This is a genomic window from Methylobacillus pratensis, from assembly GCF_054072455.1.
This window is the reverse complement of the sequence record NZ_JBSUSR010000003.1, coordinates 164,757-188,101: the sequence shown is the minus strand read 5'-3', so window position 1 is coordinate 188,101 and position 23,345 is coordinate 164,757. Positions and strand designations below refer to the sequence as shown.

25 protein-coding genes and 1 riboswitch are annotated in these 23,345 nt (G+C 59.6%); of the genes, 12 read left to right on the top strand and 13 right to left on the bottom strand.

The features are described from left to right. Positions 1-2 precede the first annotated feature (2 nt). From ACW4YW_RS08290 to purM, 3 genes are all read right to left on the bottom strand, one after another. Positions 3-1,115 (bottom strand): DUF3108 domain-containing protein, encoded by a 1,113-nt coding sequence (locus ACW4YW_RS08290; RefSeq protein WP_457137151.1) that lies wholly within the window; start codon positions 1,113-1,115, stop codon positions 3-5. After that, a complete protein-coding gene (locus ACW4YW_RS08285) occupies positions 1,105-1,800 on the bottom strand; it encodes a DUF3108 domain-containing protein (RefSeq protein WP_457137150.1) in 696 nt (231 codons plus the stop codon). Before ACW4YW_RS08285 ends, ACW4YW_RS08290 begins: the two co-directional genes overlap by 11 nt. Before the next feature lie 119 nt (positions 1,801-1,919). Continuing rightward, positions 1,920-2,960 (bottom strand): phosphoribosylformylglycinamidine cyclo-ligase, encoded by a 1,041-nt coding sequence (gene purM, locus ACW4YW_RS08280; RefSeq protein ID WP_457137149.1) that lies wholly within the window; start codon positions 2,958-2,960, stop codon positions 1,920-1,922. A 147-nt stretch (positions 2,961-3,107) separates the two neighbouring features. Between purM and ACW4YW_RS08275 the strand changes: the two genes are divergently transcribed. The 3 genes from ACW4YW_RS08275 to ACW4YW_RS08265 are packed head-to-tail and all read left to right on the top strand — an operon-like array spanning position 3,108 to position 5,851. After that, complete coding sequence (locus ACW4YW_RS08275) at positions 3,108-3,731, top strand: DnaA regulatory inactivator Hda (RefSeq protein ID WP_457137148.1); 624 nt, start codon at positions 3,108-3,110, stop codon at positions 3,729-3,731. 11 nt (positions 3,732-3,742) lie between these two features. Next, a complete protein-coding gene (locus tag ACW4YW_RS08270) occupies positions 3,743-4,720 on the top strand; it encodes a hypothetical protein (RefSeq protein ID WP_457137147.1) in 978 nt (325 codons plus the stop codon). 57 nt (positions 4,721-4,777) lie between these two features. Then, positions 4,778-5,851 (top strand): NAD(P)-dependent alcohol dehydrogenase, encoded by a 1,074-nt coding sequence (locus ACW4YW_RS08265; RefSeq protein WP_457137146.1) that lies wholly within the window; start codon positions 4,778-4,780, stop codon positions 5,849-5,851. A 290-nt stretch (positions 5,852-6,141) separates the two neighbouring features. On the opposite strand, the gene soxZ is transcribed toward ACW4YW_RS08265, so the two are convergent. The 3 genes from soxZ to ACW4YW_RS08250 are packed head-to-tail and all read right to left on the bottom strand — an operon-like array spanning position 6,142 to position 8,337. Beyond that, on the bottom strand, positions 6,142-6,462 hold the full coding sequence (soxZ, locus tag ACW4YW_RS08260) for a thiosulfate oxidation carrier complex protein SoxZ (RefSeq protein ID WP_457137145.1): 321 nt from the start codon (positions 6,460-6,462) through the stop codon (positions 6,142-6,144). After that, the gene (locus ACW4YW_RS08255) at positions 6,446-6,910 is read right to left on the bottom strand and encodes a thiosulfate oxidation carrier protein SoxY (protein ID WP_457137305.1); all 465 of its coding nucleotides are present in this window, start codon (positions 6,908-6,910) and stop codon (positions 6,446-6,448) included. Before ACW4YW_RS08255 ends, soxZ begins: the two co-directional genes overlap by 17 nt. Continuing rightward, positions 6,910-8,337 (bottom strand): M48 family metallopeptidase, encoded by a 1,428-nt coding sequence (locus tag ACW4YW_RS08250; protein ID WP_457137144.1) that lies wholly within the window; start codon positions 8,335-8,337, stop codon positions 6,910-6,912. Before ACW4YW_RS08250 ends, ACW4YW_RS08255 begins: the two co-directional genes overlap by 1 nt. Positions 8,338-8,414: 77 nt before the next feature. Here ACW4YW_RS08250 and moaC point away from each other — a divergent pair, with 77 nt between their 5' ends. Then, positions 8,415-8,900, top strand: a complete 486-nt coding sequence (gene moaC / locus ACW4YW_RS08245; RefSeq protein WP_457137143.1) for a cyclic pyranopterin monophosphate synthase MoaC — start codon at positions 8,415-8,417, stop codon at positions 8,898-8,900. A 129-nt stretch (positions 8,901-9,029) separates the two neighbouring features. Here the strand turns inward: moaC and xerC are convergent, their stop codons facing one another. The 4 genes from xerC to ACW4YW_RS08225 form a co-directional block, all read right to left on the bottom strand. Further along, on the bottom strand, positions 9,030-9,908 hold the full coding sequence (gene xerC / locus ACW4YW_RS08240; protein ID WP_457137304.1) for a tyrosine recombinase XerC: 879 nt from the start codon (positions 9,906-9,908) through the stop codon (positions 9,030-9,032). A gap of 19 nt (positions 9,909-9,927) precedes the next feature. After that, the gene (locus ACW4YW_RS08235) at positions 9,928-10,617 is read right to left on the bottom strand and encodes a DUF484 family protein (protein ID WP_457137142.1); all 690 of its coding nucleotides are present in this window, start codon (positions 10,615-10,617) and stop codon (positions 9,928-9,930) included. A gap of 137 nt (positions 10,618-10,754) precedes the next feature. Next, the gene (gene dapF, locus ACW4YW_RS08230; protein WP_457137141.1) at positions 10,755-11,585 is read right to left on the bottom strand and encodes a diaminopimelate epimerase; all 831 of its coding nucleotides are present in this window, start codon (positions 11,583-11,585) and stop codon (positions 10,755-10,757) included. Positions 11,586-11,659: 74 nt separating this feature from the next. Continuing rightward, complete coding sequence (locus ACW4YW_RS08225; RefSeq protein WP_457137140.1) at positions 11,660-12,508, bottom strand: lysophospholipid acyltransferase family protein; 849 nt, start codon at positions 12,506-12,508, stop codon at positions 11,660-11,662. 71 nt (positions 12,509-12,579) lie between these two features. On the opposite strand from ACW4YW_RS08225, the gene metK reads away from it, so the two are divergent. The 5 genes from metK to metF all read left to right on the top strand — a co-directional run bounded on the left by metK (position 12,580) and on the right by metF (position 18,062). Next, on the top strand, positions 12,580-13,743 hold the full coding sequence (metK, locus tag ACW4YW_RS08220) for a methionine adenosyltransferase (RefSeq protein WP_457137139.1): 1,164 nt from the start codon (positions 12,580-12,582) through the stop codon (positions 13,741-13,743). Between the two features lie 39 nt (positions 13,744-13,782). Beyond that, positions 13,783-14,988 (top strand): HD-GYP domain-containing protein, encoded by a 1,206-nt coding sequence (locus ACW4YW_RS08215; protein ID WP_457137138.1) that lies wholly within the window; start codon positions 13,783-13,785, stop codon positions 14,986-14,988. A gap of 45 nt (positions 14,989-15,033) precedes the next feature. Continuing rightward, positions 15,034-15,113: riboswitch (S-adenosyl-L-homocysteine riboswitch) on the top strand. A 113-nt stretch (positions 15,114-15,226) separates the two neighbouring features. Then, positions 15,227-16,636: an adenosylhomocysteinase gene (ahcY, locus tag ACW4YW_RS08210; RefSeq protein ID WP_407994515.1), complete on the top strand. Its 1,410-nt coding sequence runs from the start codon at positions 15,227-15,229 to the stop codon at positions 16,634-16,636. A gap of 87 nt (positions 16,637-16,723) precedes the next feature. Beyond that, positions 16,724-17,071 carry a phage holin family protein gene (locus ACW4YW_RS08205; protein WP_457137137.1) on the top strand — a complete coding sequence of 116 codons (348 nt, stop codon included), beginning with the start codon at positions 16,724-16,726 and terminating at the stop codon, positions 17,069-17,071. A 148-nt stretch (positions 17,072-17,219) separates the two neighbouring features. Further along, positions 17,220-18,062: a methylenetetrahydrofolate reductase [NAD(P)H] gene (metF, locus tag ACW4YW_RS08200; RefSeq protein ID WP_457137136.1), complete on the top strand. Its 843-nt coding sequence runs from the start codon at positions 17,220-17,222 to the stop codon at positions 18,060-18,062. A 54-nt stretch (positions 18,063-18,116) separates the two neighbouring features. Here the strand turns inward: metF and ACW4YW_RS08195 are convergent, their stop codons facing one another. The 3 genes from ACW4YW_RS08195 to ACW4YW_RS08185 all read right to left on the bottom strand — a co-directional run bounded on the left by ACW4YW_RS08195 (position 18,117) and on the right by ACW4YW_RS08185 (position 20,820). Further along, positions 18,117-18,569, bottom strand: coding sequence for a DUF494 family protein (locus ACW4YW_RS08195; RefSeq protein WP_457137135.1), 453 nt, complete (start codon positions 18,567-18,569; stop codon positions 18,117-18,119). Between the two features lie 101 nt (positions 18,570-18,670). Then, the gene (gene dprA, locus ACW4YW_RS08190) at positions 18,671-19,714 is read right to left on the bottom strand and encodes a DNA-processing protein DprA (protein ID WP_457137134.1); all 1,044 of its coding nucleotides are present in this window, start codon (positions 19,712-19,714) and stop codon (positions 18,671-18,673) included. 47 nt (positions 19,715-19,761) lie between these two features. Next, complete coding sequence (locus ACW4YW_RS08185) at positions 19,762-20,820, bottom strand: LysM peptidoglycan-binding domain-containing protein (RefSeq protein WP_457137133.1); 1,059 nt, start codon at positions 20,818-20,820, stop codon at positions 19,762-19,764. 94 nt (positions 20,821-20,914) lie between these two features. On the opposite strand from ACW4YW_RS08185, the gene def reads away from it, so the two are divergent. The 3 genes from def to htpX all read left to right on the top strand — a co-directional run bounded on the left by def (position 20,915) and on the right by htpX (position 23,345). After that, positions 20,915-21,418 carry a peptide deformylase gene (gene def, locus ACW4YW_RS08180; RefSeq protein ID WP_457137132.1) on the top strand — a complete coding sequence of 168 codons (504 nt, stop codon included), beginning with the start codon at positions 20,915-20,917 and terminating at the stop codon, positions 21,416-21,418. 10 nt (positions 21,419-21,428) lie between these two features. Continuing rightward, positions 21,429-22,355: a methionyl-tRNA formyltransferase gene (fmt, locus tag ACW4YW_RS08175; protein WP_457137131.1), complete on the top strand. Its 927-nt coding sequence runs from the start codon at positions 21,429-21,431 to the stop codon at positions 22,353-22,355. Between the two features lie 150 nt (positions 22,356-22,505). Beyond that, complete coding sequence (htpX, locus tag ACW4YW_RS08170; protein WP_457137130.1) at positions 22,506-23,345, top strand: zinc metalloprotease HtpX; 840 nt, start codon at positions 22,506-22,508, stop codon at positions 23,343-23,345.

The following is a 23,345-nucleotide window of genomic DNA, read 5'->3' as shown; positions in this document are numbered from 1 at the left end:
ACTCACTTCAATAAATCTGTCGATATCCGGGTGGCAAGCTGCTCGATCACGCTGCCATCCTCTTCCGTCTTGCGCATTTTAACCGGCAAGTAGTGATAATCCACCGCCAGCCACAATTCTGTCTTTTCGCTGCCTTCCCCGGTCCTGGCAATATGCCAGGTACGCACCGCGCCAAACTCGGTTTCCAGGGTTTCCTCCCCCTCGAAACCGTAACTGTACTCGCTAAGCTTCTTGCCGTTGCTGATATGCAAGGTCATCTGCTCCAGCGGCGGCAGGAAGATGAACTGGTACATAAAGCTGAGCAGGTCCTGCGACCCTTCAGGCAAATCAACGGTTTTTACGCCTTTCACCGTTTCCAGGGTAACTTTGCGTTGCTCCCAGTCAAACCGCGACTGCTGTTTCTTGTTGTCCCCCTTGCCGTACTGGTAAGAGAAATAATCCGGTTGCAGGCCGTCCGTGGTGACCCGGCCCTCGCTCTGCTGCAACAGCTTGCCCGACACCACCAAGGCTGCCAGGCCCTTGGCCTCGGTGGTGCTGGTCAGCTCATAACGGCCGTCCTCATGCATGCGGTAGCTGACCTTGGTCGCGCCGATCTTGCTGCCATTCTCGCCGCGCAACACCACGAACTCGGTATCGACGTAGGTGAACGCTGGCAATTCGTGCGCCTCCGTCTCCACTGCATCGGCCATTCCGGCCTCTGCAACCGGCGGCTCCAACGCCTCGGGCCCGGCCGCATCTATCGCAGTGCCACCCTCCTGGGTGCCTTCCTCTGCCATGCCGACCGCCGGCAGCTCAGCCGGCGGCTCCTGCGCCGATACGGGCTCTTCGGCACTAGCTGCCGGTGCCACCGGTTCAGGCTGAGCCTTTTTTCTCTCACGCCTCGCCTTAGGCTTGGGCACTGGTGGCAACTCGGCAACCGGGGCGGCTTGCAGGTGCACCTGCTGCACCTGGTCGGTTGATTTGGCGTTATCCGGCTTGGCAAAATCCAGGCTGGGAAGCTGCCAGTATTCGCTTCCCAGGATCATTAGGTGGAAAAGCAGTGAAAGCGACACTGCCAGCGCCAGCCCGGCAGGCAGGCGCTTGATGAAAGTATTGCTGAAAACGCTACTCCACATTAATGCTCGTGAGCACCTGCTCTATTTTGCTGCCTTTGTCGTCCACCATCATGAGCTTCACAGGCAGGTAATGTTGCTCGACCGCGAGCCACAACTCCTTGCCGTCTTCGTCAGATACCGCTTCGCTCAAGTGCATGACCTTGAACTTGCCCGCGCCGACCTCCAGCGATTCATCCTTGGCGTCGATATGGTAATGATAGGTGCGCAGCTTCTTGCCTGTCGTCACGGGCAGCTTAACCTCGCTGCCGGAAGGAGGCGCGAACATGAACTGGTAGATAAAGCTGCTGATATCCTGCGCCCCGGCCTCGAGCGGCACGGTATTAAGCTTGCCCTTGACCTTCATCTTGAGCTGGTTGCCCGCCCAGTCGAAATCGGTATACAAGGAGCGCTTTTCATTGTCGCCCTGGTGCAGCTCGAAATGCTCCGGCTTCAATCCCTGCGCCGTCACTTCGCCCTCGCTGGTCAATTTGCGCTCGCCGAACAATGCATAGACGCCTATCCCCTTGGTCACGCTTTCGATACGGTAACGGCTGCCTTCCTGACGGTAGGTTTCGCTCACCGTCGCAAATGGCTGGCCGTTGCGCGTGGCTTCATAGGTGAGCTTCACCTGCTTGGGCGCGGCCACTGCCAGGTTGCTCACGCAAAGCAGCAATAGGCTCAGGGTACGGATGCGGGATATGGACATAAGGCCTCCTGGAACATGAAGGGCGATGCATTGCACCGCCCTGGATCAGCACTTTGACCTGAAGGATCGTTCAAGTGCAGGCAAACATTCTGTTGGCAACAGAATATTGCTTTAGTTCTTCATACGACCACGGTCGGCGCTTCGCCCGCTCCCTGCGCACGGATGCGCCCGATCTCCCACACCTGCTCGCCCTCGGCCGACAACAGCGCCTGGGCAGCAACAGCGTCCTGCGCCGACACGATCACCACCATGCCGATGCCGCAGTTGAAAGTCCGGTACATTTCCTGGTCCGTGACATTGCCTTGCTCCTGCAACCAGGAAAACAGCGGGGGAATCTCCCAGCTGCCCTGGCGCACCTCGGCGGTCAGCCCTTCGGGCAATACGCGCGGCACGTTCTCGGTAATGCCGCCGCCGGTGATATGCGCCATGCCCTTGACCTTGATTGCCTGCAGCAGCTTGAGGATGGGCTTCACATAGATGCGCGTGGGCGCCATGACCACGTCGCGGAAAGGACGGCCGTAGAAATCGCTATCCAGGTCGACGCCGGAAAGATCGAGCAGCTTGCGCACCAGCGAGTAGCCGTTGGAGTGCGCGCCGTTGGAAGCCAGCCCAAGCACTACGTCCCCCTCGGCGATGGTGGAACCGTCGATCAGCGCATCCTTGTCGGCAGCCCCGACGACGAACCCCGCGAGGTCATACTCGCCAGCCGGGTACATGCCGGGCATTTCCGCGGTCTCGCCGCCTACCAATGCACAACCGGATTGCTCGCAACCCGCGGCAATCCCTTGCACCACTTGCGCCGCCGTATCGACATCCAGCTTGCCGCAGGCGAAATAGTCGAGGAAGAACAAGGGCTCGGCCCCCTGCACCAAGATGTCGTTGACGCTCATGGCGACCAGGTCTATCCCTACCGTATCGTGCTTGTTGAGCTGGAAAGCCAGCTTGAGCTTGGTGCCGACGCCGTCGGTGCCTGACACCAATACCGGATTCTTGAACTTCTTCGGCACTTCGAACAGGGAGCCGAAACCGCCGATGCCACCGAGCACCTCGGGACGCATGGTACGTTTTGCGAATGGCTTGATTCTCTCAACCAGGGCGTCCCCGGCCTCAATGTCCACACCGGCATCGCGATAGCTAATCGAGGTTTTTTCAGAATTCAAGTTGAGTTCTCGCTTTCCACAGGATAAATTTAGATAATCAACGCATAATTTTACCTGATAATAGTGCGCAAACGATAATAAAGACCACGGCAGAAACATGATGCGGCAATGCCGCCCTGCCAACATTAGTTCGCAAGTGAATTCATATTGAAACAACTACTGCTCGATATCCAGCCGCCCGCAGCGCCCAGCCTGGACAACTTCGTGACTGGCCGCAATGCCGAGGCGCTGTTCCAGTTAAGGCGCACGGTGCTTGAAAACGATGATGCGCGCTTCATCTACCTCTGGGGGGAAACCGGCTGCGGCAAGACCCATTTGATCCAGGCCTGCAACGCGCTCGCCAGCGCCTCCGGCCTCGACATGATCTGCGTCGACGACGTGCATTTGCTCTCCGATGACGACCAGGTAGCCTTGTTCGACCTCTACAACCAGTTGCGCGAGTCCGGCGGCAGGCTGGTGGTGAGCGGGATTGCGGCGCCGGGGCAGATGGGGTTGCGCGACGACCTTGCCACCCGGCTGGCCTGGGGGCTGAGCTACCAGCTGCATCCCCTCAGCGACGAGGAAAAAACCCAGGCATTGAAGAACCACGCCGAAGCGCGCGGCATGAAGCTGCCCGACGAAGTGCTGGACTACTGCCTGCGCCACCTGCGCCGCGACATGCCCAGCCTGATCGCGACCATCGACGCCCTGGACGAGTGGTCGCTCACCGACAAGCGGGCCGTGACCCTGCCCCTGCTGAAGCAATTGCTGCAAGTCTCCACCAACCAATAGGAAAGCTCCTCATGGCCATCTTCCGCTGCAGTCGTTGCAATTTTATCGAAGAGCTCGACGCCAGCCTGGTCGGACATGATGCTGCCTGCCCCAAGTGCCAGCACCGCAACAAGGTATGGGATACCACCTTTTTCGTCGGCAAGCTACTGGACAAATATTTCGCCCTCCACCAAACCGTCAAACGCTTGCAGGACGGGCAAACCGCAGAGGCTGATGCAACAGAGGCTGGCGCACAAACGCCCCATGACTTCTCCAACACGGAAATGCTGTCCAGCCCCAGCCAGTCGCAACCCATCCTGGCATGGTTCGAGCGCAAGAAAATCTCGGTCGATATCAATCCCAAGGCCGTGGACACCACCGGCTTCTTTGATGAGGTCGCCAATGCCATTGCCGGGGATTACGCCACCTTGCGTCCCCTGATTGCGCAGATATGCCATGCCTACAAGGAAAACTACAACGGCACCACCATCAAGCTGGAAAACCGCAAGCCCGACGAGATTAGCCGCATCACGCGTTTTTGCAAGCAGCTGCATGACTATTCCTTCCTCAGCCGCCTGGTACAGCAGAAAAGCGAGAAAAGCCTGCGCCTGATCCTGCAGCCGTCCCCCGTCATTCGCCAATTCTTCAGCGGCATCTGGCTGGAATGGTATGCCCTGATGCAGGCGCTGGAGTTTGCCGACAAGCGCAACCTGCCGTTCTCCTGCGCGCGCAATGCCAAGATCACCCTGCCCAATGCCGATGTGCACGAGCTGGACGTATTTTTGCTGCTGGAACAGAAAACGCCGATCTGCATCGAATGCAAGACCGGGGATTACAAGCCCTATATCGAGAAATACCGCTTGCTCAAGAAAAGCCTGGGACTGCAGAAATCGCAGTTCCTGCTCTGTATCGCCGACCTGCCGGACGAGCATGCGCAAGGCCTCACCAGCATGTACGACATCACCTTCACCAACCAGAAAAACCTGCTGACCCACTTGATGCGGCTATAAGGCGGGCTGGAAGTTTGCTACCATAGCAATAACCCTTATTGAAAAAGGAGTATTCCCATGGCTACCATGAAAGCTGCTGTTTTCGTCTCCCCCGGCAAAATAGAATTACGCGACAAGCCCGTCCCTGAAATCGGCCCGCTGGACGCCTTGATCCGCATCACCACTACGACCATCTGCGGCACGGACGTGCACATCCTCAAGGGCGAATACCCGGTTGCGGCAGGCCTGACCGTCGGCCACGAGCCTGTCGGCATCATTGAAAAACTGGGCTCGGAAGTACACGGCTTCAAGGTGGGCCAGCGCGTCATCGCAGGCGCAATCACGCCCAGCGGGTACTCCAATGCCTGCCTGTGCGGCATCGGCGCCCAGGATGGCCCGGACACCCCGCACGGCTTCAAGGTGGCGGGCGGATGGAAATTCGGCAACACCATAGACGGCAGCCAGGCGGAATACCTGCGCGTGCCGGACGCCATGGCCAACCTGAGCCCGATTCCCGACCATCTCAGCGACGAGCAAGTACTGATGTGCCCCGACATCATGTCGACGGGATTCTCTGGCGCCGAGCGCGGCAATATCAAGATTGGCGATACCGTGGTCGTGTTCGCGCTGGGGCCGATAGGCCTCTCCGCTGTCGCAGGCGCCAAACTGCTGGGCGCCACCAAGATCATCGGCGTGGACTCCATTCCCGAGCGCCTCAACATCGCCCGCGCGCTGGGCGCGGACCATGTCGTCAACTTCAAGACCCACGACCCGGTTCAGGAAATCCTCAAGCTGACTGACGGACGCGGTGTGGACGTCGCGATCGAGGCGCTGGGCGTGCAACAGACGTTCGAATCCTGCCTGCGCGTGCTGCGTCCAGGCGGTACATTGTCCAGCCTGGGCGTCTATTCCTCTGACCTCAAGCTGCCACTAGACGCGTTTGGTGCCGGCCTCGGTGAATTCACGATCGTGTCCACCCTCTGCCCTGGCGGTAAGGAGCGCATGCGCAGGCTGATGGATGCGGTCGGCTCCGGCCGCGCAGACTTGAGCCAGTTGGTGACCCACCGCTTCAAGCTCAGCGAGATCGAAGATGCGTATGACCTGTTTGCCAACCAGCGTGACGGCGTGATGAAGGTGGCGATCACGCCTTAGCCTCGGCAGCAGAGCCTGTTCACGATTTTTTCATAAGGCACGTTGCCCCGGCAGTGTAGTCGAAGCAAGGCGCAAACCGAAGCCGTGCTGATTGCCCGGCGAGGATTTGCAACGCAGCAGCGGCTACGCTGCCGGGGCAACCCGGAGGGCATGGCCCCAACACACGCCCGCTCTGCGTTGCAGTCCTTGGCAAGGCAATGAGCATTACCTGCGGACTGCGCCTTGACCGGACGCATGTTGGCGCCATGCGTGCCCTATGAAAAAATCGTGAACAGGCTCTCAGGCTCGCGCTAGGCAAGCGTAATGGCATGACGGCCGCTGTGGCCCTTGTTGTCATGCCATTCCACGCTCACGGTATCGCCCGCTTTCGCATCCGCCACGTAAAAAACCAATTGCGGGTCGCTGGCAATGCCTGTACCCCATTGCGCTTCCAGCACCTGCCGTCCGTTGTGGCTGACCTGCACCAGCTGGATGAAATGCGCGGAAACCGCGCGGCCCGCTCCGTCCAGCCTATGACCGCTCTCCATGGGATGAAGCAGCGAGAGCGTGACTTCGGCCACGCCATGCCTGAGCCGTGCCCGCATGTCGGTACTACTAACCGCGAACGTCATCCATCGCTCCCGCATTCACCACTGTAATATGCCTGCTGGCCTTGTAGTACCTGCCATTGGCCTTGACCACCGCCTCGATGGACTGGCTCTGCGCAAGCCGGATGCGCGTGACGACATAAGGCTGCGCCCCATGGCTGAAGGTGAAGTTGGCAAGCAATGACACAGCGTCCTTCTCGGCAAACAATGCAATGGCTTCCGTGCCTGGCAGCCGGCTCATAATTTCCACTTGTATGCTGGCGCCGTCTTCGGCCGAAGCCGGCGCCACGATCTCGATCTCATCCTGCCCGCTGCTGACCAACTGATCCGACGCTTGCGAGCCGGTCTCGGCATGCCCAGCTTCCATGACTGGACGGCCCCAGCTGGCGGCCACTGCCTGCCACGGCATCAGCATACAAGCCGCCAGCCACTGCAACAGCGGGCGCCGCCCGGTTTTGGCCAATGGCTTCATCAATTCGGCCTCTTGTCGTCGAGCTGCAACCGCAGCTGGTTGAGGCGCGCCTCGACAATGGATTTTTCGTAAAAGTCGCCGTCCGTCGCTTTCGCCGCCAGGTCCATCTGCTCTACGGCGCCGCGCAGGTTATAGCGCCGCGCATAAGCCTCGCCCTGCGCCTGGTGCATGAGCAGGGACTTGCCCTGCATGCTGTAGACGCGCGCTTTCAATTCGTAGAAATAAGGGTCGTCGGGAAACTGGTCCTGCTTGTCCGCGATCAGTTGCAGCAGTTTTTCCGATTGCCTGGAACCCAGCAAGTGCTCGGCATAGCCATAAATCAACGCACGGTGGTCGGGATAGCTACCCAGCGCCTCAAGATAGCGCTGCTCCGTCACCACAGGTGTTTGCCCTGCCACGGCCACCTTGGTTGCCACGGTCTCTATCATGGCGTTCGGGACGGCATTCTTGCGCAGCCAGGCAACTTCCTCACGCGCGCCGGCAAGGTCGTTCTTGCGCAGCATCGCCAGCGCGATGCCGTAATGTTCCGCGGCGTCGCTGGCATAGCGTTTTTCCTGCAGGTTGATGCGGAAAATATTGATGGCGCTGTCCGCAGTGCCGATGTTCGCAAGTAGCTTGGCCTTGACGAAATAGAACTCCGGGCTTTCCTGCACCGCACGGAAACTGCCTTGCTCCACACGGTTGCGCACGTCGGCAATCCGCTCCACCGTCAGCGGGTGGGTGCGCAAAAATGCCGGTGCGCTGCCTTCCGAGAACCGCGTGCCTTTTTGCAGCGTTTCAAAGAAAGACGGCATGGCGCGGGTATCGAAGCCCGCATCCGCCATGATCTGCAAACCGACGCGGTCCGCCTCGCGCTCGTGTTCGCGCGTATAGTCGATCTGCTTCTGGATAGACCCAGCAGTCGCGGCAGTCAGCGCACCACCGGTCAATTGCGGATTGCTGCGCGCAGCGAGCAGCGCCAACGCCATGGTCGCCATGCTGATGACGGAATCGTTCTTCTGCTTGGCCAGCATGCGCGCAAGGTGGCGCTGCACCACGTGCCCAATCTCGTGGCCGAGCACCCCGGCGACTTCCGATTCGTTCCTGGCGGCAAGCAGCAATCCGGTATGCACGCCGATCACGCCGCCGGGCATGGCGAACGCGTTGATGCTGTTGTCCTTGACCACGAAGAAATTGAAGCGCTGGTATTTGTCCGGGCCGCTGGCTGCGAGACGGTGGCCGAGGGCATCGATGTAGTCATTGACTTCCGGGTCTTCCAGCACCTGGCTGCTGGCATAGACGTCACGCATGATCTCATCGGCAATGCGCTGCTCGTCGAGCGGCGACATGACAGTGGCGGAATAGTCGCCAAGCTCGGGCAAGCCGTCTGCAAGGGCAATTGGCGCGAAGCCTGCGAGGAATACGATTGGATAAAGCGCTTTCATCATTGCTATGATAGCAACCTCAAGCACCAAGTTCACTAGCGCCGGACCATGAATCCGCCGGCCACAACGCAGGAAACCGCATGAGCAAGCTTACCCATTTCGATGCCGGCGGCCAGGCCCATATGGTCGATGTCGGCGACAAAGCCGAAACCAGGCGTGTTGCCATTGCGCATGGCAGCATCCGCATGCAACCGGCCACCCTCGCCATCATTACCGCTGGCGACGCCAAAAAAGGCGACGTGCTGGGCATTGCCCGCATCGCCGCGATACAAGGCTCCAAGCGCACGGCGGAATTGATTCCGCTCTGCCACCCGATCCCGCTTACCCGGGTCGGCGTGGAGTTCAGCATCGATGGCGCCGCGAATGCCGTGCATTGCCAGGTGACGGCGGAAACCGTCGGCCGCACCGGCGTGGAAATGGAGGCGCTCACCGCGGCCAGCATCGCCTTGCTGACGATTTACGACATGTGCAAGGCGGTGGACAGGGGCATGACCATCAGCGAAATCCGCCTGCTGGAGAAGCTGGGCGGCAAGTCGGGACACTGGCAGGCAGGCGATAACGCTTGATTTCCCTAGCACTACTCAAAAGCTGCTGACAAAATTCAGTGAAACGTCCCTGGCGAGATACCTTACCGCAGGCAGTGCAGGCATGACGGCAAGGAAGAACAACACGTCAAGAAAGTTTTGCGAGCTGAGCTAACCTTTTTTGCGCGCCCGCGGGTGCGCCGCATCATATACCTTGGCTAGATGCTGGAAATCCAGGTGGGTATACACCTGGGTAGTGCTGATATTGGCATGGCCCAGCATTTCCTGTACCGCGCGCAGGTCGCCGCTGGATTGCAGCACATGGCTCGCAAAGCTGTGGCGCAGCATGTGCGGGTGCACATTGCTGCTGATGCCGCGCTTGAGCGCCCATTGCTTGATGCGATACTGGACGGACCGGCCGCTGATGCGTTGCCCGTTGCGGTTGAGAAAAACCGCCTGTTCATTGCTTGATACTGCAGGCTGACGCACCGCCAGCCAATCCTGCATGGCCTGGATGGCATGACGGCCCATGGGCACGATGCGCGACTTCCTCCCCTTGCCCAGCACCTTCACCGTCCCTTCATGCAGGTTCAGGTCCTCGATATTCAGCCCGGTCACCTCGGAAAGCCGCAGGCCGGAGGAATAGAACAGCTCCAGGATGGCCTTGTCCCGCACCGAGAGTGTGTCTTCACTCTCCATATCCACCAATTGCACCGCCTGGTCGATCGCCAATGCCTTGGGTAGGGACTTGGGGGATTTAGGTGCGCGCATGTCATGGCAGGGGTTGCAGCTTGCGCCAAGGCGTTTGACCAGGTAATCGAAGAAGCCGCGCCAGCCTGAAAGGTGGCGCGCAATCGTTTTGCCGCTCAGGCCCCGCCCATGGAGCGTGGCAATGAAGCGGCGGATATGGGACGGCTGCAGCGCATCCAGCGCCAACCCGGACTTGAGGTCGAACAACAATTGCAGGTCGCGCTGGTAATGCTTTACGGTGAGCGGGCTCAAACCCCGCTCGAATTGCAGATACTCCAGATAACGCTGCAGCTCGTCCATGCTTTGCACGGCACCGGCTTTACGCAGTGATATGCCGCAACAGGGCGGCACTGACCAGTTCGCCGATGCGCTTGAGGTAGAGCGTGCCCATATCGGGATAGAAGCGTTTTTCGTCATCGCTTGCCAGGGCCAGCACGCCGAACACCTGCTCGGCCTTGAGCGCCATGACGGCAAAGGAAGCCGGCCTCGCCTCTACGCCAAACCATCCCTGCAACGGCATGCCGGGCCGGCTGCCGCAGTAAGGCGTCGCCAGTCCCTGCGCCCAACGCTGCAGCTCCTGGTCGAAACTGGCGAAAGCGGGCAGGCTGCCGTTGCCGCCGTCACGCGGCTGCGCCCACAGCCGCAAGCTCACGTGCGGCACCTGGAAATCCTCGCGCAGGCTGTGCTCCAGCAGGCTGACCAGCACCTCCAGGCGCTCCGTCGCCAGCAGGCCCAGACTCAGCCGGTGCACCTTTTCGCCGATCGCGTCGTTTTCCTCGCCGTACTTCACCAGTTGCGCAAGCTTGGCATCCAGCACGCGGATGCGGTCGCGCTGCGCCAATTGCTGGCGTTCGGCGAGGGAAATCGTCCCCTGGCCGTGCGGGCTTGGGAGGTAGAGCTCGGCAAGCAAGCTGGTATGCTGCTCGAAGAACTGCGGATGAGCGCGCAGGTAGCTCGTTACCTGGTATTCCGTTGCCTGCTGTTCGTTGTTCTGGTCTTGTGCTTCCATGCTGACTCCTTCAATCGCCATTGCTGGCGGGTAAACGCGGCTGAGCCGGTTCCTGCTCACGGCATCATGCAGCAATACCCATTGTATTGCGTGCGAAAAGGCGCCGGACCAGGATTGCTTAGGCTTTGCCAGCCGCTCTAAATATCGATGCTGCCCTCGAATACAGTTTCAGCAGGGCCTGTCATCCAGACCGGCTGCCGGCCTCCGTCCCAGGCGATGCTCAACTCGCCGCCCCGGGTGGCGACCCTGACCGGAGACTGCAGCAAGCCGCGCCTGATCCCGCTCACCACGGCTGCGCATGCCCCGGTCCCGCACGCAAGGGTCTCGCCGCTGCCGCGCTCGAATACGCGCAGGCGGATATGATGACTGTCCACGACCTGCATGAATCCTGCGTTGACCCGCTGCGGGAAGCGTTCGTGACGCTCTAGCAAAGGTCCCAGGCTCTCCACCGGCGCCGTATCGACATCGCCGACCACGGTCACGGCGTGCGGGTTGCCCATGGAAACCGCGGAAATGTCCAGCGTCTGGCTTGCGACTTCCAACGGGTAAGTCACCGCTTCCCGGTCGGCAATGAACGGCACTTCTTGCGGCTCGAAACGCGGCTCGCCCATATTCACCGTCACCAGGCCGTTGTCCTCCAGCTTGGGCAGGATGATGCCGCGTGCCGTCTGCACCCGGATTTCACGCTTGCTGGTCAGGGCCTTGTCGTGCACGAAACGCACGAAGCAGCGCGCACCGTTGCCGCATTGCTCCACCTCGCCGCCATCGGCATTGAATATGCGGTAGCGGAAATCGACGCCCTCTATGGTGGGACGCTCCACCAGCAGCAGCTGGTCGAAACCCACGCCGAAATGGCGATCGGCAAGGCGGCGGATCGTTTCCGCATCCAGGCTGACCGGCTGGCTGTAGCCGTCGATGACGATGAAATCGTTGCCTATGCCCTGCATCTTGGTAAAACTAAGTTTCATATCCTGCCTTAAAATAACGGCGATTCACCTATTCTAGGCAATCGCCAGCGTACGTGAAATCCGGTTATGTTGCCTTATGCTTCGCGCGGCTTGCCGTGCGGCTTGGGCCGCTTGAACCTACGATAGCTCCAGAGATACTGCTCGGGGCATAGCCTGACCAACTGCTCTATGCCCTGATTGATATTGTCGGGCGTAGGCTCCAGTTCGAGCGGACGGATATGAATGACATAACCCTTCCCCCACGGCAAGCGCTCTCCGAACGCAAGCAGCACGCGGGCACCCGCGGTTTCTGCCAGCTTGCCCACCAGGGTCATGGTATATGCCGGCGTGCCGAAGAAATCCGCCCAGACGCCCTCGCCGAATTCAGGCACCTGGTCGGGCAATATGCCGATGGCCTCGCCCTGCTTCAAGGCCCTGAGCAAGCTGCGCACTCCGCTCAAGCTGGTCGGCGCCTGCTTGATCTGGCTGCGGTTGCGCCCCTCGTCGATCAAGGGGGCCAGCCACTGCTGGCGCGCCGGCCGGTATAGGACGGTGATCGGGTGACGCGCCGCGTAATAGAGAGCGGTAATTTCATAACAGCCGAGGTGGGGAGTGAGGAAAATGATGCCTTGCCCCTGCGCACGCGCGGCTTCCACATGCTCCCAGCCATGGCACGCCCTGACCCAGGGCAACACCTTTTCCTGCGGGCGGAACCAGATGGCAAACGTCTCGATCAAGCCCTTGCCGGTTTCCAGGACGCTGCGCTTCACCAGCCTGCGATACTCTTCCGACGATGGTGCGATACCGGCCACGTTGAGATTCTTGCGCGTGCGGCGCAACACCTTCTGGGAAAAGAAATAAAGTCCCCACCCGGTCAGCACGCCCACCCCGTTGATGATGGGCAACGGCAGCATTGCCAGAACGCGTAATAATGCTTTAAGCATGTACTTCTTTTTGAAACACCATGATTTTGCTATTCTAACAACCTTTTGCATAATTGATTTGGCAGGAGCTCATGAGCGAATACCTATTTACATCCGAATCCGTTTCCGAAGGCCATCCCGACAAGGTCGCCGATCAGGTTTCGGACAGCATTCTGGATGCGATTCTCGAGCAGGATCCTACTGCGCGCGTGGCAGCGGAAACTTTGACCAACACCGGCTTGGTCGTGCTGGCAGGCGAAATCACGACAACTGCCAATGTCGATTACATCAAGATCGCGCGCGACACCATCAAGCGCATCGGCTACGACAACGCTGACTACGGCATCGACCACAAGAGCTGCGCCGTGCTGGTCGCCTATGACAAGCAATCCCCGGACATTGCCCAGGGCGTCGACAACGCCAACGATGACCCGCTGGACCAGGGTGCCGGCGACCAGGGTCTGATGTTCGGCTATGCCTGCGACGAAACCCCGCAATTGATGCCGCTGCCTATCTGGCTATCGCACCGCCTGGTGGAGCGCCAGTCTCAGTTGCGCAAGGACGGCCGCCTGCCTTGGCTGCGCCCTGACGCCAAGAGCCAGGTCACCATCCAGTATGTCGACGGCAAGCCGCACAAGATCGATACCGTGCTGATTTCCACGCAGCACGCGCCCGACATCAGCCTGGACCAGGTGCGCGAAGGCGTGATCGAGGACATTATCAAGCCCACCCTGCCGCAGGAACTGATCAAGGGAGACATCAAGTTCCTGGTCAACCCGACCGGCCGCTTCGTGATCGGTGGCCCGCAAGGCGATTGCGGCCTGACCGGACGCAAGATCATTGTCGACACCTACGGCGGTGCCGCACCCCACGGCGGCGGTGCGTTCTCAGGCAAGGACCCATCCAAGGTCGACCGTTCTGCCGCCTATGCCGGACGCTACGTCGCCAAGAACATCGTCGCTGCAGGCCTGGCTTCGCGCTGCCTGGTGCAGGTTTCCTATGCCATCGGCGTCGCCAAGCCCACCAGCGTCATGGTGGAAACCTACGGCACGGGCAAGGTATCGAACGAGGTGCTGACCCAGCTGGTGCTGGATCACTTCGACCTGCGTCCCAAGGGCATCGTCAAAGCGCTGGACTTGCTGCGTCCCATCTACTCCAAGACTGCAGCCTATGGCCACTTTGGCCGCGACGAGCCCGAGTTCACCTGGGAAGCGGCTGACAAGGCCGCCGAACTGCGTGCGGCAGCAGGCCTCTAATCGAGAGGCTGCTCAATCGCCATGTAAGCTGGCACAGGTATGCTGAAGAAAATCCCTGTCGGCCAGCTTCGCATTGGCATGTTCGTACACAAGCTCGATATATCCTGGATCAACCATCCCTTCTGGCGCAGCGCCTTCCATATCACCGAACAATCGGAGATAGACAAACTCGTCACTAGCGGCGTCAAGCAGGTAGTCATCGATACCGACAAGGGTGCCGATGTCGCCTCCGCCCCGTCCGTGCAGGCCCCTGCACCTCCTTTACCGCCCGTAGCATCTCACTCGACCAAGATTGAGATCGCGGAAGAACTCGAGCAGGCTGCCCGCATTTGTACGCGGGCAAACCGCGAGGTCAAGGACATGTTCCACGAAGCCCGGCTGGGCCGCGCCGTGGACAGCCGGCAGGCAGCCTCGCTGGTCACCGACATATCTTCATCGGTAAGCCGCAATCCTGGCGCGCTCATCAGCCTGGCCCGCCTGAAAACCTACGACGATTACACCTATATGCACTCGGTTGCCGTCTGCGGGCTCATGATCGTCCTGGCGATGCAGCTGGAAATGGATGAAGAAGAAGTGCGAATCTGCGGCCTTGCAGGGCTGCTGCACGACATCGGCAAAATGGACATCCCAATGAGCATCATCAACAAGCCTGGCAGACTCACGGACGAAGAGTTCGACACGGTCAAGCACCACCCGGAGGCAGGTTACGCCTTGCTGGCGGCCTCTGCCGACATACATCCCATCGTGATGGACGTCTGCCTGCACCACCACGAGAAAATCGCCGGCAACGGCTACCCGCACCAGCTATCTGGAGACAGGATCAGCCTGTATGCCCGCATGGGCGCTATCTGCGACATCTATGATGCCGTTACTTCGGACCGGATCTACCACAAAGGCTGGCAGCCAGCGGATGCATTGCGCCATATGGCGGAATGGACCAACGACCACCTCGACCAGAGGATTTTCCAGGCGTTTGTCAAAAGCCTGGGCATCTACCCGATCGGCTCGCTGGTGCGGCTGGGTTCCGGACGGCTCGGCGTCGTCGTCGACAACAACCCTGCCTTACTGCTCAAACCCAAGGTCAAGGTATTCTTCTCCACGAAATCCGGCACGCACCTCAGGCCCGAGGTCCTCAACCTTGCCCAACCCGGTTCCAATGAAAGCATCATCGCCATCGAAGATCCTGAAGACTGGAAATTCCCGGACTTCAACCTGCTCTGGAGCAACGGCATCCGCCACCCTTGATCCCCGACAGTGACAGAAACACGATAAAGCCACTATAATGGCGCCTCTACCGAGGAACGTTGCAAGGATATTCATCCCCAGGCTCGGTACCGCAGCGCAAGCTGCGCAAACGGCGTTCACCAGATTGACACGTACCGGTCATGAGATGGTGAAACGCGCGAATTCCTGCCTCGCCTCTCCCACTGGTCACACATTCCATATGGACACGACAGTGTCGCGTTGTTTAACGTTTTGAAGGATGAATACTGTGGCTAATACCCAAGATTACGTTATTGCCGATATCAAGCTGGCTGAATGGGGCCGCAAGGAAATTGCGATTGCCGAGACCGAAATGCCGGGCCTGATGGCGATCCGCGAAGAATACGCGGCGACCAAGCCCTTGCGCGGCGCGCGCATCACCGGCTCCCTGCACATGACCATCCAGACCGCCGTGCTGATCGAGACCCTGCGCGACCTCGGCGCGGAAGTGCGTTGGGCTTCCTGCAACATCTACTCCACGCAGGATCACGCCGCCGCCGCCATTGCAGCGCAGGATATCCCGGTGTTTGCGGTCAAGGGTGAAACCCTGGACGAATACTGGGACTATACCCACCGTATTTTCGAATGGGCGGATGGCGGCTACAGCAACATGATTCTGGACGACGGCGGCGATGCGACATTGCTGCTGCATCTCGGCACGCGTGCAGAGGCGGATGCGACCATCCTCAACCACCCAGCCAGCGAGGAAGAAACCAGCCTGTTCAACGCCATCAAGGCCAAGCTCAAGCAAGACAAGACATGGTATTCCACACGCTTGTCCAAGATTCTCGGCGTCACAGAGGAAACCACCACCGGCGTGCACCGCCTCTACCAGATGCACAAGGAAGGCAAGCTGGCCTTCCCCGCCATCAACGTCAATGATTCCGTCACCAAGTCCAAGTTCGACAACCTGTACGGCTGCCGCGAATCCCTGGTCGACGGCATCAAACGCGCCACCGACGTGATGGTGGCCGGCAAGATTGCCGTGGTCGCGGGCTATGGCGATGTAGGCAAGGGCTCCGCCCAGGCATTGCGCGCCTTGTCCGCCCAGGTATGGGTGACCGAGATCGACCCGATCTGCGCCCTGCAGGCAGCCATGGAAGGCTATCGCGTCGTCACCATGGATTATGCCGCCGAACACGGCGATATTTTCGTGACCGCCACCGGCAACTACCATGTCATCACGCATGACCACATGCTCAAGATGAAGGACCAGGCGATCGTCTGCAACATCGGCCACTTCGACAACGAAATCGACGTTGCCTCGATCGAGAAATACCAGTGGGAGGAAATCAAGCCACAGGTCGACCACGTCATCTTCCCTGACGGCAAGCGCATCATCCTGCTGGCACAGGGCCGGCTGGTCAACCTGGGTTGCGCCACCGGCCACCCTAGTTATGTCATGAGCTCCTCGTTCGCCAACCAGACAATTGCCCAGATCGAACTGTTCACCAATACTGCCAAGTATCCGGTAGGCGTTTATACTCTGCCCAAGCATCTGGACGAAAAGGTGGCGTTACTGCAATTGAGGAAGCTGAATGCCCAATTGACCACCCTGACCGATGAGCAGGCTGCCTATATCGGTGTGGCCAAGCATGGCCCGTTCAAGCCAGACCACTACCGCTACTAAGTACGACGCCCGGCTCCATGCCGGGCACTGCACGTTTTTCGCTCAACTAGCCCAGCAGCACCGGGCATACTCAAGGAGAATAGCAATATGAAACTCTTGATCGTGTGGTTGCTCAACGCCCTGGCCCTGCTTGCAGTGGCTTACCTTATTCCGTCCATCCACGTATCAGGCCTGGGCAGCGCCTTGATCGCCGCCGCAGTGATCGGCTTGGTCAATTTGCTGATCCGGCCCATCTTGGTCGTCCTGACACTGCCTGTCACCGTGCTGACGCTGGGCTTGTTCCTGCTTGTCATCAACGGCCTGCTGTTCCTTTTCGTCGGCAACATACTGAGCGGTTTCGAAGTGCAGACGTTGCTGGGCGGCATCCTGGGCGCAGTGCTCTACAGCCTGATTTCATGGGCGCTCATCTCCCTGATACTGGGCACCAAGGATTAAGAACGGCCAACCAAACTCTCCTGGCGTTGCCCTGCCTTGCCGTACTACTTGTACCGCCTGCGGCAGGGCGCCTAGCCAGGATTGCTTCGCTGAGTTTTGTTCGCCATTCCAAGTCCCACTATTAACAACGCATTCGCATGGTTTTTAAATGAAAACTGCCCCTACCATCAGTTTCGAGTTCTTCCCGCCTAAAACGGCAGAAGGCATGGCCAAGCTGCGCGCAGCACGCGACCAGCTTGCCGCCTTCAACCCCAAGTTCTTCTCCGTCACCTTCGGCGCCGGCGGCTCCACGCGCGACCGCACCCTGGAAACCGTGATCGATATCCAGCAGGCTGGATACGAAGGCGCGCCGCACCTGTCCTGCATTTCAGCCGACAAGGCGGAAATCCGCGCCTTGCTCGAGCAATACAAGCAGCAAGGCATCAAGCGCTTGGTGGCATTGCGCGGGGATATTCCCTCGGGCGAAGTCAGCGCCGGAGACTTCCGCTACGCCAGCGAACTGGTGGCCTTCATCCGCGAAGAGACCGGCGACTGGTTCCAGATCGAGGTGGCGGCCTACCCCGAGTTCCACCCGGAATCCTCATCGCCCAGCGCGGACCTCAGGCATTTCAAGCAAAAAGTGGATGCGGGCGCCGATACCGCCATCACGCAATATTTCTACAATGCGGATGCCTATTTCCGCTTCGTGGATCAGTGCGAGAAATCAGGCGTGGACATCCCGATCGTGCCGGGCATCATGCCGATCTACAACTTCACCCAGCTCGCGCGCTTTTCCAGCGTCTGCGGCGCGGAAATCCCGCGCTGGCTGAGGTTGAGATTGCAGGACTACGGCGACGATCTCGCCTCATTGCGCGCTTTCGGCACCGAAGTGGTCGAGGACCTATGCGAACAACTGCTTGCCGGTGGCGCACCTGGGCTGCATTTCTACACGCTGAACCAGGCCGGCACCATCAGTTCCATTCTTGAGCAACTGGGCGCAGGGGAGAAATAAAAAGATTTGCCGGAGGCCGGACAGCCTCCGGATTCAAGATAGGTAGATACTGCCTTAGTGCAAGGTAGGACGGTTGTCGTTGAACATGGCGTCCTCGACAAACAGGTAATCGCTTGCCTTGTCCTGGTTCCACAACGCCATCAATACGATCCAGCGCGTCTCCTCCAGGCCGATTTCGGGCTGCGACAATGCCATCGCCCGGTCGATCACCAGTTCACGTTGGGCTGGCGTCAATACCTTGGCCTGCTCGAGAAACATCATGAAGCTCAGGCTGTCGGCGCTTAGCTTCTTGGTCTCGGCGTCGCTGTAGATCCGCAACCCGGCTGTGCCTAGCTGCGCCTCATCGCCTTCAGACATCGATTCCAACGCGCTGTACCAATCAAAAGCGCCATTGATGTCTTCCTGGTCAAAGCCTGCTGCGAATAATTCCTTAGAAAGTGTTTCGTGGTCGGGATGGATATCTGACTCAAAGTAGTTTTCAAACATATACACCAGGACTTCGAACATACATTCCCCAATCAAAATGACCCGGGTGACCCTGTGATATATCCAATCACTTGGCAGATCTTGAGAATCGCCATGACGTTGTGTTGATATTGTTCACAGAATTAGGCGATGCGCTGGAAACGCCCTCCCGGTAGAGAGGTTACCTTACCTTCCAACTCCAGCACCAACAGCATGGCCGAAAGGCGCTCGGTCGTCAAGCCGCTTCTTGCAACCAGCGTATCCAGGCTGGCCGGATCGTATCCCAGCGCCTCCAGCAACGGATCATGCCCATCTTCCAAGGGCTGCTCAACGACCGGAGGAACAGGGAGGGAAGGTGGAGGAACCTTCATCTCGTCGAGGATATCCCGCATGCTTTCCACCAGTTTCGCTCCCTGCTTGATGAGCTGATGGCACCCCTTGGCATGCGGGGAATGGATGGAGCCGGGAATCGCGAACACTTCGCGCCCCTGCTCCGCCGCAAGCCGCGCCGTGATCAGCGAGCCGCTCTGCAAGCTGGCCTCGACCACCAGGCAGCCCTGGCTGAGGCCGCTGATGATGCGGTTGCGGCGCGGGAAATTCTGCGCGCGGGAAGGCGTCCCCAACGCAAACTCCGAAATGATCAGACCTTGCTCGGCAATCTGGTGCGCCAGCGCGCGATGCCTTGCGGGATAGACGATATCCAGGCCGGTGCCCACGACTGCGACCGTAGCGCCGCCGGCCTGCAAGGCGCCTTTATGCGCGGCGCCATCGATGCCCAAGGCCATGCCGCTGACAATGCACAAGCCCTGCCTGCTCAAGGCAGCCGCAAATTCCTCGGCGTTCTTTTCCCCTTGCGGGCTGGCGTTGCGGCTGCCCACTACCGCGATCGACGGCGTATTGAGCAGCTCCGACCGACCTTTTGCATAAAGTAGCGGCGGAGGGTTGGGAATATCGAGCAGGGATTGCGGATAGCATGCGTCCGCGAGAGTCACCAAATGGTTTCCTGGCTGCTGCAGCCAGGCAGACATGACAGCCTGTTGCTCGGGATCGGGGCCGCTCGCGATAGTGTTCGCGACGGCGTCCGGCACAATGTCGCGCAGGCGTTGCCTGCTGGCGCTGTAGATTTGTTCGGGGGAGCCGAAGGCCGCCAGCAATTGGCACAACGCCTGGCTGCCGAGGCCAGGCACCAGGCTCAGGCTGACCCATAGCCCGGCTTCTTCATGGCTGGTGCCGCCTATGGCTTCTCCACCACATCCAGCACATTGACTGGTTCGGTGGCCTGCATGATGAGGGCGTAGGAAATCTTGTCGAAAGTGCGGAACACCATGGCCAGCCCGATACGTTCGTTGGGCAGCTTGATGTTCTCTGGCTCTTTCGACTCCTTGTTCTTCTTGTCGTATTTCGGGTTCTTGATCACCCGGCCGTTGCGGTTGATGGCGAGCACATGCCCTTGCTCCAGCCCGTCGTCGCTTCCCTTGCTGATGGCGATGATGGTGTTGCGCCCGGCTTCTGCCACTCCGCCATAGATGGAAAGGATGCGTCCCTTGACATCGGCTTCCGGCGCCTGCGGCACGAAGTTGGTTTGCAGGCTCTCAGGCGCGGCCACCAATTTATCGTTGGCAAAAATTTCCTCCTTGGCGCTGACGATGTCGCCGCTGGCAGGCTCGCCATACTTGGTGATCCTGGCGTCGCCCAGATAGATCGCCTCCGTGCCGAGCACGGCCTTGGTCTCGGGGTCGATGTAAGTCTTGCCTGTGCGGTAGATATTCCACAGCGTGCCTCCCCCTTCCGCAATCTTGTCGACATAGACGCGCGAACCGGGGCTCAGCACCACGCGATTCTCCGGCCCCGCGACTATGCTTGGCGCATTTTTGAGCCCGTCATTCTCGATAATCAGCGGCTGGCTGAGGAAAGGCGCGATGACGCTGGGTGAAATGGCCGGAATCGCCTCGGCTTCGAGCTTTTCGCTGCGGATGCCGGGCGACAGGCTGACCTCGGGGTTGGCCACCGTCTCGCGCAACAGGCGCAATTCCGGCGAACCGCTGCTCACATCGAGCACCACGACGTCGCCGGGATAGATCAAGTGCGGGTTCTTGATCTGCTCGCGGTTCATTTTCCATACCTGCGGCCACTGCCAGGGGTCCTTGAGGAAACGCCCCGAAATGCCCCATAAGGTATCGCCTTTGACGACAACATAGCGATCAGGATGATTGGCTTGCAGCTTTACCTCGTCCGCCATGACAGGCAAAATCGGGCAACAAAGCATGAGCAGCGTTATAATGTGTTTATACATAATGTATATCTTAACGGCAGGCGTAAGGATTCATTTAATATTCTGTAACTTGCACTGGATTCTGCATTCAATCTATTAATCAAGCAAGCGTTCTATGGCAATTCTAGACATCCTGACCTACCCCGATCCGCGCCTGCACAAAGTGGCAGCCCCAGTGGAAGAAGTGAATGACGACATCAGACAACTGGTGCGCGACATGGCCGAGACCATGTACGACGCGCCTGGCATCGGCCTGGCTGCAACCCAGGTCGACGTGCACAAGCAGGTGATCGTCATGGACCTGTCCGAGGACAAGTCCGCGCTGCAGGTGTTCATCAACCCCAAGATCCTCACCAAATGCGGCAGCCAGGATTACGAAGAGGGCTGCCTGTCCGTGCCCGGCTTCTACGAAACCGTGACGCGCGCGGCAGAAGTCACTGTGGAAGCCCTGGACGAACATGGCAAACCGTTCACACTGCAAGCGGAGGGCTTGCTGGCGGTATGCATCCAGCACGAGATAGACCACCTGCTGGGCAAGGTGTTTGTCGAATACCTGTCCGGGCTCAAGCAGAACCGCATCAAGAACAAACTCAAGAAACGCCAGCGCGAGCGCGCCTGATCGACCCTCCATGAAAATCATCTATGCCGGAACTCCGGAATTCGCAGTGCCAGCGCTGGCAGCCCTCATTCAGTCATCCCATGAAGTCAGTCTGGTTCTGACCCAGCCCGACCGTCCGGCAGGCCGAGGCATGAAACTGAAGCCCAGCCCGGTCAAAAGCCTCGCGCTGGAGCACGGTATTGCGTTATTTCAACCGGAAACGCTCAAGGATGAAGCCGTACAGGCCAGGATAGCAGAAGAGAACGCCGACGCCCTCGTGGTGGCAGCCTACGGGCTCATCATCCCGACCGCCGTGCTCAATATGCCGCGCCACGGCTGCTACAACATCCACGCATCGTTATTGCCGCGCTGGCGCGGCGCCGCCCCCATCCAGCGCTCCCTGCTCGCCGGGGATAAGGAAACCGGCGTCACCATCATGGAAGTCGTGCCGGCGCTGGATGCAGGCGCGATGATCTTGCGCGGTGCGCTGCCCATCACCGAGCAGGATACCGCCCAAACCTTGCATGACGGACTCGCGCAAATAGGCGCCGAACTCATGCTGCAGGCCATGGACAGACTCGCACAGGAAGGCAAGCTGGAAACCGAGCCTCAGGACGAAGCGCTCGTCACTTATGCGGAAAAGCTGCAGAAGACGGAGGCCGCCATCGACTGGCGTAAGAGCGCAGAGGAATTGTCACGACAAGTGCGCGCCTTCAACCCATTTCCTGTCGCGCAAAGTACATTGAAGGGCGAAACCTGCCGCATCTGGATGGCACAGGCGGTGGCCGGCGCTGCGGAGCCGGGCGCCATCGTGTCGCTGGACGACGGCATCCTCGTGGGATGCGGCCAGGGCCTGTTAAGAATCGAGGAACTGCAACTGCCCGGCGGCAAGCGCCTGAAGGCAAGGGATTTCCTCGCGGGCAACCCGCTCAATCCGGGCGACAAGCTCGGCGGCTGACGCCATCAATCCTGCGCACTGCCTCATCGGCAAAAAAGCTGTCCGTCCGCTTGAATTTTTCCCATTGACCACTATCTAATTGGGGAAACAAGAGCGACAGATTGCGGCCATATGCCGCACGTAATGAATTCAAAATGGAGTGGTTCAACAATGGTAGGAAACTGGCTAAAGACTTCCATCCTCATGGCGGGGATCGTCGTCCTGTTCGGCTCGATAGGCGCAGCGCTTGGCGGCGCGAGCGGCATGATGATCGCCCTGCTGCTGGCGGGCGCCATGAACGTCTATGCCTACTGGTTCTCCGACAAGGCCGTGCTCAAGATGTACAACGCGCGCGAGGTCGATGCCAATACAGCTCCCGAGTTCTACAACATGGTGCGCGAGCTGGCGCAGAACGCCGAGCTGCCCATGCCCAAGGTCTACATTATCGACGAGAACCAGCCCAACGCCTTCGCGACTGGGCGTAACCCCGAAAACGCCGCGGTAGCGGCGACCACCGGCATCATGCGCATCCTCACCCAGCGCGAGCTGCGCGGCGTCATGGCGCACGAGCTCGCACACGTCAAGCACCGCGATACGCTCATATCGACCATTTCCGCCACCATTGCCGGCGCCATTTCCTCAATTGCGCAATTCGGCATGCTGTTCGCGCACGGCCGTGACCGCAATGTGCATCCGGCTGTCGCGCTGCTGATCATGATCGTGGCGCCGATCGCGGCCATGCTGATCCAGATGGCGATCTCGCGTGCGCGCGAGTTCGAGGCAGACCGTGCCGGCGCGGCCATCTGCAACGACCCTACCGCGCTCGCCGCGGCGTTGCAGAAAATACACAACTACGCGCACAAGATTCCGCTGGAAACTGCCGAGCAGCACCCCGAGACTGCGCAAATGATGATCATCAACCCGCTTTCGACAGACGGCATCAAGGGCTTGTTCAGCACCCATCCGCAAACCGAGGAACGCATCAAGCGCCTCATGGCGATGGCTGCCTGA